Raw genomic sequence first — 10,421 nt, forward strand, 5'->3', positions numbered from 1 at the left:
TCGTCGACGGTTCGGGTACGGCGCTCGCCGGGGCGCGGTTCGGCCGGGCAGGGCGGGTCGAACCGGCAGGCGTGTGGGAGGAGTTGGGCGTTGAGGGCTTCGCCGGTGGAGCGTTGAAACGTATAAAAGATGGCGGCGGAAAGGAGGCGGGTCAAGAGGGTGGGCCAACTCTTCTTCCCTCGGAGCGGGAAGTGGTGCTCAGTCGTCGACTCACGCTCTTCCGCCCACAGTTGCTCAGCCCCACCATCCGACCGCACGCACCGCGCACACCCGGTCACACCGTGGGTCCGCACTCCGCCGCGCCCGCGCGGCCGCGTTTCGCGCCCGCGGGCACGGGCACCCGGCCGCCGACCGGCGAGCCTAGGAGGCGGTATGCGTGCTGTGACCTGGCAGGGGAAACGCGACGTCCGCGTCGAGACGGTCCCCGACCCGCGCATCCAGGAGGCGGACGACGTCGTCGTGCGGGTCACCTCCAGCGGGGTCTGCGGCTCGGACCTCCACCTCTACGAGGTGCTCGGCCCCTACATGGACGCCGGAGACGTCCTCGGCCACGAACCGATGGGGATCGTCGAGGAGGTCGGCCCCGGGGTCACGGAGCTCTCCGTCGGCGACCGCGTCGTGGTGCCCTTCAACGTCTCGTGCGGCACCTGCTGGATGTGCGGCCAGGGCCTCCACTCCCAGTGCGAGACGACCCAGAACCACGAGCGCGGCACCGGAGCCGCGCTCTTCGGCTACAGCAAGCTGTACGGCCAAGTCCCGGGCGGCCAGGCGGAGTTCCTCCGCGTCCCGTTCGGGAACCACCTGCCGATCAAGGTCCCGGACGGCCCGCCCGACGAGCGGTTCGTCTACCTCTCCGACGTGCTGCCGACCGCGTGGCAGGCCGTGGCGTACGCGGCCGTCCCCGAGGGCGGCACCGTCACCGTCCTCGGCCTCGGCCCGATCGGCGACATGGCGTGCCGGATCGCCCTCCATCGCGGCGCCTCGAAGGTGATCGGCGTCGACATCGTGCCGGAGCGGCTGGAGCGGGCGAGGCGGCGCGGCGTGCACGTGCTGGATTTGCGCGAGCACGGCAAGAAGCTCGGCGACGCCGTCCGCGAAGCGACGGACGGTCGCGGCACCGACGCGGCGATCGACGCGGTCGGCATGGAGGCGCACGGCGCGCCCGTAGCGCAGGCCGGACAGCAGGCCATCGGCATGCTGCCGGAGGGCGTGGCGCAGAAGCTCATGGAGCGCAGCGGAGTCGACCGCCTGGCCGCGCTCGAAGCGGCCCTCGACTGCGTACGACGCGGCGGCACGGTGTCGCTGAGCGGCGTCTACGGCGGCGCGATGGACCCGCTGCCCATGCTGAAAATCTTCGACAAGCAGATACAGCTCCGCATGGGCCAGGCCAACGTCCGCCACTGGCTCGACGACCTGCTGCCCCTGCTCGGCGACGACGACCCGCTCGGCGTGGAGGGCTTCGCCACCCACAGCCTCCCGTTGGAGGACGCACCCGAGGTGTACCGCACCTTCCAGCGCAAGGGGGACGGCATGGTGAAGACGCTGCTGAAGCCGTGACCGGCGGACGTGCCGGGTACGGGCCGCAGCGAGGAGCGGGGCCCGCGGCGTGCTCGGGCGGCGGTACGTCCGCGTCGGCATGCTCCGGCGCCAAGTCCCTGTGCCCGAGGGCAAGTCGGGCCCGAAGGGTGGGCCGCCCCTCTCCGCGTACGGCGCCGTTGCCGGCACCCGAACGGCAGGGAGCGCTCGACGCCGGGTCACCCGCTGCCCGCTCCCGTCGACAGAGCACTCGGGTGCACAGCCGCCACTCCGTGACGTCTGACGCCGATTGATGATCAAGAGTCGGATACTGCCTTTCGGCCGGTGCAAACCACCACAAGAAAGGTGCACACGGATGTCGGTTTCCAGGCGTTCGCTCCTGGCCGCGGGAGCCTCTTCCGCTGCCTTGGGGGTCGGCCTGACCAGCCGGACGGCCGCAGCGGCCACGGGGCTGCGGCCGCAGCAGGCCGGCAGCCTCCAGCAAGCCGCGCCCGAGCCAAAGCACCGCTCCACAAAGCCTCCGGCCCGGCCCTCATCTACGATCACAGCAAAAGGACCGTGACTCTGGAGTCACGGCCCGAAAGCATCTGCACATCACGTGCGTACGGTGCGTGTCCGAGGGGGGACTTGAACCCCCACGCCCTGTAAAGGGCACTAGCACCTCAAGCTAGCGCGTCTGCCATTTCCGCCACCCGGACTTGGGCGTCGCACCTTGCGGCCGAGCCGGTGGGCTCCCCGCGGCGACATGGAAAACCATACCAAGCTCTGGGAGTGCTCTTCACCAGGGATTTTCGCCGTATCGTCGATGAGTGACCGATTCGTCCCGTTCTGTAAATCGCGCGACCGCGCAGGTTGCGCTCCGCCGGCCCCGTCCGCTGTCGTCGCTGCGGGAGCATCTGCGGGACACCTTCTGGTTCGCTCCCACCGTGGGGTTGGTGGGGGCCGCGGTGCTCGCAGGGGTGTGCGGGGTGGTCGACGACGCCGTGCTCGCGCGGTTGCGGGAGCAGAGGGACCTGACGGCGATCAGGAGTCTCATCGGCTGGACGGCGAACGCCGAGGCGGTCGTGGGGACGATCGGCGCGGGGATGCTGTCGCTCGTCGGGGTGGTGTTCTCGATCTCGCTCGTCGCCGTGCAGATCGTCTCGGCGCAGTGGTCGCAGCGGGTGGTGCGGCTCTACGTGCGGGACCGGACGGCCAAGGCGACGTTCTCCGCGTTCCTCGCCACCTTCGTCTTCGCGCTGTGGGCCCAGTTCCTCGGCGGGGGCGGATCGCGTGACCCGGCGACGGCCCGCGAGGTGCCGTTCGTCACGAGCGCGGTGGCCGTGGCGCTGGTGTTGGTGAGCCTGGTGCTGTTCGTTGCGTACGTGAGCACGACGGTGTCGCTGCTGCGGGTGAGCCGAGTGATCGAGAAGATTTCGCGGGACGCGGCGAAGATCCTCGCGCTGCGGTCGGAGCCCGCGGTCTTCGACCGGACGGCGCCGGTCTCCGGGACGCTCGCGTACCGCGGGCGCGCGGGGGTCCTGCGCGACGTGCACGTGGCGCGGCTGTGCCGGCTCGCGCAGCGGCAGCAGGTCGTCGTGCACCTGCTGCCGCGGATCGGCGACTACCTGGTGCCCGGCGCCCCCGTGTTCGCGGTGCACGGAAAGCCGAGATCGGCCCTGGACGAGCGCGCGGTGCTGCGGACGCTCAACACGGGTGCGGAGCGGACGTTCCACCAGGACATCGGGTTCGGGCTGCGGCAGCTCGTCGACATCGCCTTGAAAGCGCTCTCCCCCGCCGTCAACGATCCGACGACGGCCGTGCAGGCGATCGACCGCATCCAGGAGTTCCTCACGGCAGCGGTCGACCACCCGCTCGGCGTCATGCTCCACCGCGACCGCGCCGGTGCCGTGCGGCTCGCGCAGGACCTGCCGGGCTGGCGCGGCCTCGTACAGCTCGCCTTCTCCGAGATCCGTCCCGCGGGCGCGGGCCGCAGCCAGGTGACCCGGCGGCTCAGGGCGGCGCTGGAGGACCTGCTCCGGTTGGCGGCGCACGACCGGCAGGAGGTGCTCCGCCGTGAACTGGAGCTGCTCGAGCAGGCGGTGGCTCGGACGGTGGCGGACGAGGGCGAGCGAGACTTCGCGCTCACCGCGGACCGGCAGGGGATCGGGTGAGGCGCTTCCGGACGCCGCACAGCCGCGCCTCGACCGCGTGAACCCCCGCCCGGCACGCCCGCCCCCTCGCGAACGGCCGTGCCGGGCAGGGGCGTCGGGGATCAGCCGCGGCCGTGCCCGTGTCCGTGCCCGTGGCCCGGATGTCCGGGGCGGCCGGGGCGGTGGTTCTTGAGAAGGTACGCCGCCGACCGCTCGGCCGTGTTGAGCGAACCGGGCGGGTTCAGCTCGGGGTCGCCGGCGTCGTCGCGTTCCACGAGATACTCGTGGCCCGACTCGGCGCCGTCCTCGACGGCGGCGCGGAGGAAGGAGACGTAGTCGATGACGCCGTCGCCGACGTCGACCATCTGGTATCCGTCGGCCGAATCGCCGTCGTGCTCACCGTCCTTGACGTGGAAGAGCGGGTAGCGGTCGGGCTGGGCGAGGACGTAGTCGAGCGGCTCGAAGGGCGCGGGCGTGCCGTCGGGGCGGGTGCTGAAGCGGTACTGCCCGCAGTACGCCCAGAAGATGTCCATCTCCAGGTAGACGAGTTCGGGGTCGGTCTCGGCGAGGAGGACGTCGTAGAGGCGGGTCTCGGGGTCGTCCTCCGCGAAGGCGAACTCCATCTGGTGGTTGTGCTGGTAGAACTTCATGCCGAGATCGCGGGCGGCCGCGCCGTACGTGTTGAACTCCTCGGCGACGCGCTTCCAGCCCTCCACGGTGTTGCCGTACCGGTCGGGGCCCGAGGCGGTGCCGATGTACGGGAGGCCCAACTCGGCGGCGTCCTCCATGACTTGGTCGAGCTGCCCGGCGAAGGTGTAGTCGCCGGGGTCGTCGGAGTAGTAGCCGACGTGGCTGCCGATGCCGCGCAGGCCGTGCGACTCGGTGAGCGCCTTCAGCTCCGGCAGGGTGATCTTCCCGGTGCCCTGCGTGTAGCCGGCGAACTCGACGGTGTCGTAGCCGTATTCGGCGAGTGCCTCGAAGACGGGGCCGAAGCCGGTCTCCTCGATCTGGTCGCGCAGCGTGTAGAGCTGGATGCCGAGCCGTCCCTCCGGGACGAGCGGCCCCCGCGGGCGGTGGCCGTGCCCGGCGGGGGCCGCCTGGGCGGCGCCGTTCCCCGCCAGCGCGGCCGCGGCGGCGGCGCCGACAGCGACGCCGAGGAAGTTCCGGCGGCGCAGGCGGTGGGCGAGGGCGGGGTTCTCGTTGCGGATTCTGCGGGTCATCGAGAGTCTCCCAGGGCGAGTCGGAGAAGCAGCCGCTTCACTTCGGTGGCGGGGAACGGGTCGTCGGGCGCGCCGCTCGCGGGCACGGCGTCGGGGCGGGAGCAGAGCAGCACGGGGCCCTCCTCGGGGTGCGAGGGGAGGCGGCCGTGGCTGCCGCGGATCGGTGAGGCGTCGAGCGGCACGACGTTCATGAGGTAGCGCATGCCGGCCTTCTTCCGTGCGACGGCGGCGGCGGCGCGGAGCTTCACGTAGGGGTCGAGGGGGTCCATGAAGAGTTCGACGGGGTCGTAGCCGGGCTTCTTGTGGATCTCCACGAGGCGCGCGAAGTCGGGGGCGCGGGCGTCGTCGAGCCAGTAGTAGTAGGTGAACCAGGCGTCGGGTGCGGCGACGGCGACGAGTTCGCCCGCACGCGGATGGTCGAGCCCGTGCGCCTTCTTGCCGCTCTCGTCGAGGAGTTGGTCGACGCCGGGGTGGTCGGCGAGGGCCTCGCGGACGAGCGGGAGGTCCGCGGGGTCGCGTACGTAGATGTGCGCGATCTGGTGGTCGGCGACGGCGAAGGCGCGCGAGGTCCAGGGGTCGAGGTACTCCATCCCGTCCTGGGTGTGCACCTCCAGCAGTCCGGCACGGCGCAGGGTGCGGTTGAGGTGGACGTGCCGGCGTACGCGCGTGATGCCGTACTCGGAGAGGACGACGACGGTGCGGTCCTCCTCGGCCGCCTGGTCGAGCAACGGGCCGAGTTCTGCGTCGAGTTCGGTGGCGGCGCGGTGGGAGCGGGGGTCGTCGGGGCCGTACCGCTGGAGGTCGTAGTCGAGGTGCGGGACGTAGGCGAGGGCGAGGTCGGGGCGCCGGGTGCGCAGGAGGTGGCGGGTGGCATCGATGATCCACCGGGAGGAGACGAGGTCGGCGCCCGGGCCCCAGAAGTGGAAGAGGGGGAACGTGCCCAGCTCCGCGGTGAGTTCGTCGTGGAGTTCGGGCGGGCGGGTGTAGCAGTCGGGCTCCTTGCGGCCGTCGGCGTAGTAGACGGGGCGGGGGGTGACCGTCCAGTCGGTGTCGGCGCCCATCGCGTACCACCAGCAGACGTTGGCGACGGTGTAGCCGGGGTGGCGCTCGCGGGCGGCGTCCCACAGCTTCTCACCGGAGACGAGCCGGTTGTGCTGCCGCCACAGGAGGACGTCGCCGAGCTCGCGGAAGTACCAGCCGTTGCCCACGATGCCGTGCTGGGACGGGAGTTCGCCGGTGAGGAACGTCGACTGGGCGGCGCAGGTGACGGCGGGCAGGACCGTGCGGAGCGGGGTGCTGCTGCCGGAGTCGCCGAGGGCCCGCAGCCGCGGCATGTGCCGCAGCAGCGCGGGGGTGAGGCCGACGACGTCGAGGACGAGGAGCGGGTTCGGGGTGGGGGTCACGGCAGCTCCTTCAGGCCGAGTTCGGTGAGGAGTTCGCGGGCGACGCCGAGCTCCGCTGCGATGCCGTCGGCGAGTTGGGCCCTGTTCTGCGGGCGCAGCGCGGCGGGGAGGGCCTGCCAGGTGTAGGTCTCCACTTCCAGGTGGTGGGTGAGCGGCACGGGCCCGCCGACCAACCGGGCGAGTGCGCGGCGCAGTTCGCCGAGGGTGGCGGTGAGCGGCGGCGCGAGCGGCGCGTGGAGCGGGACGTGGAAGTGCGACCGCCAGGGACCGGCGGTGGGCAGGGCGCCGGGCGCGAGCGCCTCGCCCAGGTCGTCCCGGTAGCGCAGTCCTGCGGGGGTCAGGGCGCGGGTCTGGTGGAGGAAGCGCGGTTCGGCGAAGTCGGCGAGGGCGGCCCGCACCCCGGGCAGGGCCGGGTGCTCGGCGTGGAGTGCCGCTGAGAGCTGGCACTTGACGAGCGGTATCCCGGCCTCGCCGAGCGCGTCGAGCGAGGTGTCGGGGTCCTCGAACCCGGCGGCGAGGTGGCAGGTGTCGAGGCAGACGCCGACTCGGTGGTGCGGGGGCGCCTCGGGCCCGGTGAGCGCGTCGACGGCGTCCGCCGTCGTCTCGACCGTGCACCCGGGCTCGGGTTCGAGTCCGACGCGGACGGCGCGCCCGGTCAACTCTTTTAGCGCGTCGAGGCGTTGGGCGAGGGTGCTCAGGTTGGCGAGGGCAGCGGTGCGCGCCTCGGGTCCGAACTCGGTGCGCCAGGCGAGCGGGAGGGTCGAGATCGTGCCCTCGGTGACGTCCTCGGGCAGCAGCGAGCTGAGGAGGCGGGCGAGGTCCGTGGTGTGGTCGAGGCGGGCGCGTTCGGTCCAATCGGGCCGGTAGACACGGTATTTGACGCGGTCGTCGCCGAACCCCTGGTAGGGGAAGCCGTTGAGTGTGACGACCTCGAGTCCTGCCGACTCCAGCGCCGTCCTGAGGGTGCGGACGGTCCCCGGGTCCTCGCTGAGCGTGCGGGCGGCGCTGCGTGCGAGCCACAGCCCGATGCCGAGCCGGTCCCGGTGGAGGCGTCGGCGCACCGGCTCGGCGTAGTCGACGAGTTGGCGCAGGACACCTTCGAAGTCCTCGGCGGCGTGGACGTTGGTGCAGTAGGAGACGTGGACGGTCGAGCCGTCGGGGTGGCGGAATCGCATGCCCGCTTCCTCATTCCCCGCCGCGCAGCACGGAGTTGCCCGCGTGGGAGGCGCCGTAGGCCGGTGCGTCGGCGGCGAGTTCGGGCGCGAGCCGGCCGCTCTGCCCGTAGAACGCCACCGGGTTGTGCCACAGGACGCGCTCGACGTCCTCCTCGGTGAAGCCGTCCGCGAGCATGGCGTCAGCGGTCTGCCGGGTCTTCAGCGGATCGCTGTGGCCCCAGTCGGCGGCGGAGTTGACGAGGACGCGCTCCGTGCCGTGGCGCCGCAGGATGCGGACCATGCGGTCCGGGTCCATCTTGGTGTCGGGGTAGATGGAGAAGCCGAGCCAGCAGCCGCTCTCCGCCGCCGCGTCCACCGTGGTCTCGTTGAGGTGGTCCAACACGACGCGTTCGGGGGCGAGTCGGGACTCGCGGACGACGTCGACGGTACGCGCCAGGCCGGCGGCCTTGTCCCGGTGCGGGGTGTGGACGAGGGCCGGTAGCTCGAACTCGGCCGCCAGCTCGAGTTGCCGGGCGAGCGCCTCGTCCTCCTCCGGCGTCATCGAGTCGTAGCCGATCTCTCCCACGGCGACGACGCCGTCCTTGAGCAGGTACCGCGGCAGCGCGTCGAGGACGGGGGCGCAGCGGGGGTCGTTGGCCTCCTTGGGGTTGAGCGCGAGCGTGCAGTGGTGGGCGATGCCGAACTGGGAGGCGCGGAAGGGTTCCCAGCCGATGAGGGCGTCGAAGTAGTCGTAGAAGGACTCGGGAGAGGTGCGGGGCTGACCCAGCCAGAACGACGGCTCGACGAGCGCGCGGACGCCGGCCGCGTGCATCGCGCGGTAGTCGTCCGTGGTGCGCGAGGTCATGTGGATGTGCGGGTCGAAGATGCGCATCAGGACTCCTCGGAGGGGGATTCGGCAAGGGCCAGGGCGCGGTGGAGGTCTTCCGGTACGGGGCGTCCCGCGGCGGTGCGCTCCCGTGCGAAGTCGCGCAGCATGCGGGCGAGTTCGGTGTCGCCTGCTGCGCGTGCCGGCAGTTCGGCGACGGCGCTCAGCGGCACCTGCGTGAAGAGGCACTTGAGGATGGCGTGGCGCCAGGCGTGCGCGTCGAGGCGTTCGGCCGCGTACGGCCCGACGGCCGCGGCGACGAGCCGTGTGTCGTTGGTGCGCAGTGCGTCGGCCACGAGGGGAAGCCCCGCGTCGCCGAGGTCGAGGTGGGGCAGCGCGTGGAGGACGGCGCGGCGTTCGTCGGCGGTGCCCTCGCGGTAGAGGCGCGTCGCGGTGTCGGCGTCGACGCCGGCGGCGTGGAGGAGGAGTATCCGGGCGGCGTCGGTGGCGGGCAGGTGGTGCGCGGGGCCTTCCGCGGTGGCGCACCGGCGTCCGGCGGCGGCGAAGTGCCGCTCCCACCGCGGCAGTTGGCTCTCCTCCCCCTCGCGTGCGTCGGAGAGGGCGGTGTGCAGCCACGTACGGGCCGCGGCGTCGAGGCGCAGTTCGAGGGCGGTGCGCAGGGTCGCGAGCGGCGTCAGCACGGTCGGCGCCTCCCTCCGGCCGCGGCGGACACGGCGGGGCCGCGCACCGGTCCCGGCTGCGCGGACGCGGATTCGGCGTCGGTGAGGGCGTGGAGGGACTCGGCGGCGAGGCGGGGCCCGGCGTGCGAGTCGCGGGGCAGCTCCACGGTGACGAGCCCGGTGTACTCCGCCTCGCGGAGGGCGGCGAGCACGGGCGGCAGGTCCATCTCGCCCTCGCCGAAGGGGAGATGCTCGTGCACTCCGCGGCGCATGTCCTCGATCTGCACGTGCCGCAGCCAGGGCCGGGCTGCGGCGACGCACTCGGCGGGGGTCTGCGGCTCCAGGCAGAGGCAGTGCCCGAGGTCGAGCGTGAGGCCGAGCCCCGGCGGGTCGCCGAGCCCGTCGCGGAGCCGGTGGAACCCTGCGAGGTCGCCGAGGAGGTGGCCGGGTTCGGGTTCGACGGCGAGCGGCACCCCGAGCGCCTGCGCGGGGGCGAGGACGGTGCCGATGCCGTCGACGAGCCGCTGCCAGCCGAGGTGCTCGGGGTCGCCCTCCGGCAGGACGCCGCTGAAACAGTGCACGGCGTGGGCGCCGAGGTCCCCGGCGACGCGGACTGCCTTGAGCAGAAGGGCGGTTCGCCGGGCGCGCGCGTCGGCGTCCGCGTCGAGGAGGGTGGGGTGGTGCTTGCGGCGCGCGTCGAGGACGTAGCGGGCGCCGGTCTCGACCGTGGCGGTGAGCCCGTGCCGCTCCAGCAGGGCGGCCACCTCGGCGGTGCGGCGGGCGAGGCCGGGGGTCTCCGGGTCGAGGTGCATGTGGTCGAGGGTGAGGCCGACGCCGTCGTAGCCGAGGTCGGCGAGGAGTGCGAGTGCGTCGGGGAGCCGCAGGTCGGTGAGGCCGTTGGTGCCGTAGGCGTACCTCAACCGCCGTCGGGTGGGGCGGGGTTCGGTGCGAGGGGGAGTGCTCACGTGGGGCTCACCTTTCTGGAGAGCCGGCGGGAGAGGGGGAGGAGGCCGAGCAGCGGCAGGGCCGTCCGCCAGGCGCCGGTCCTGGCGGCGAGCGCGGCCTGTAGCGGGATCATGGCGCGGATGCCGCCGCCCACCGCGCGCTGCACCAGCGGCGGCGACGGGTTGAGCGCGGCGTGCGCCAACGGGCGTGCCGCCGCGGCCCCGTAGAGCCCGGCGGCGGCCTGGGCCGACGTGGCGACCCAGCGAGCGGAGCGGCCCGCGCCGCTCAAGCCACCTGTACTCGGCGGGTGTTGACGCCTTCTGCCCGCGACCGCGGCAACGCCGGCCACGGTGCCGAGCGCGAGCAGCGGCGCCTTGGCGGAACCGCCCTGCGTCTCCTCGCGGGAGACTCCGGTCACCGCGAGCGTGTGCACCGAGAGCAGTCCCGCGGGGCCGAGCGCCCGCCGCATCCCGGGCCCGCGGGCAGTGGCCGCGGCGCCCAGCAGCAGGTCGAGCCCGCGGGCCG

At 72.9% G+C, this 10,421-nt stretch carries 9 protein-coding genes and 1 tRNA gene; 2 read left to right on the forward strand and 8 right to left on the reverse strand.

Translation table 11 applies throughout. The annotated features are described in order from the left end of the window. Positions 1-372: 372 nt before the first annotated feature. On the forward strand, positions 373-1,557 hold the full coding sequence (locus tag UWG_RS0114840; RefSeq protein WP_016908008.1) for an alcohol dehydrogenase catalytic domain-containing protein: 1,185 nt from the start codon (positions 373-375) through the stop codon (positions 1,555-1,557). Positions 1,558-2,148: 591 nt separating this feature from the next. Here UWG_RS0114840 and UWG_RS0114845 read toward each other — a convergent pair. Next, a tRNA-Leu gene (locus UWG_RS0114845) sits at positions 2,149-2,234 on the reverse strand. Positions 2,235-2,411: 177 nt separating this feature from the next. On the opposite strand from UWG_RS0114845, the gene UWG_RS0114850 reads away from it, so the two are divergent. After that, positions 2,412-3,689: a DUF2254 domain-containing protein gene (locus UWG_RS0114850; RefSeq protein ID WP_029391461.1), complete on the forward strand. Its 1,278-nt coding sequence runs from the start codon at positions 2,412-2,414 to the stop codon at positions 3,687-3,689. A 101-nt stretch (positions 3,690-3,790) separates the two neighbouring features. On the opposite strand, the gene UWG_RS0114855 is transcribed toward UWG_RS0114850, so the two are convergent. From UWG_RS0114855 to UWG_RS0114885, 7 genes are all read right to left on the reverse strand, one after another. Next, positions 3,791-4,888 (reverse strand): sugar phosphate isomerase/epimerase family protein, encoded by a 1,098-nt coding sequence (locus UWG_RS0114855; protein WP_016908010.1) that lies wholly within the window; start codon positions 4,886-4,888, stop codon positions 3,791-3,793. Next, a complete protein-coding gene (locus UWG_RS0114860; RefSeq protein ID WP_016908011.1) occupies positions 4,885-6,291 on the reverse strand; it encodes an alkaline phosphatase family protein in 1,407 nt (468 codons plus the stop codon). Before UWG_RS0114860 ends, UWG_RS0114855 begins: the two co-directional genes overlap by 4 nt. Further along, complete coding sequence (gene eboE / locus UWG_RS0114865; RefSeq protein WP_016908012.1) at positions 6,288-7,466, reverse strand: metabolite traffic protein EboE; 1,179 nt, start codon at positions 7,464-7,466, stop codon at positions 6,288-6,290. The genes UWG_RS0114860 and eboE overlap by 4 nt, the downstream gene beginning before the upstream one ends. Positions 7,467-7,476: 10 nt before the next feature. Continuing rightward, positions 7,477-8,337 carry a TatD family hydrolase gene (locus UWG_RS0114870; RefSeq protein ID WP_016908013.1) on the reverse strand — a complete coding sequence of 287 codons (861 nt, stop codon included), beginning with the start codon at positions 8,335-8,337 and terminating at the stop codon, positions 7,477-7,479. Then, the gene (locus UWG_RS0114875) at positions 8,337-8,972 is read right to left on the reverse strand and encodes an EboA domain-containing protein (protein WP_016908014.1); all 636 of its coding nucleotides are present in this window, start codon (positions 8,970-8,972) and stop codon (positions 8,337-8,339) included. The genes UWG_RS0114870 and UWG_RS0114875 overlap by 1 nt, the downstream gene beginning before the upstream one ends. Next, entirely contained in the window at positions 8,966-9,916 is a 951-nt protein-coding gene (locus UWG_RS0114880) for a sugar phosphate isomerase/epimerase family protein (RefSeq protein ID WP_029391462.1), read from the reverse strand. The genes UWG_RS0114875 and UWG_RS0114880 overlap by 7 nt, the downstream gene beginning before the upstream one ends. After that, a partial coding sequence (locus tag UWG_RS0114885) for a hypothetical protein (protein WP_016908016.1) occupies positions 9,913-10,421 on the reverse strand: 509 nt, incomplete at its 5' end. The genes UWG_RS0114885 and UWG_RS0114880, both read right to left, overlap by 4 nt.

This window comes from Streptomyces xiaopingdaonensis, assembly GCF_000262345.1.
Taxonomy (GTDB): domain Bacteria; phylum Actinomycetota; class Actinomycetes; order Streptomycetales; family Streptomycetaceae; genus Streptomyces; species Streptomyces xiaopingdaonensis.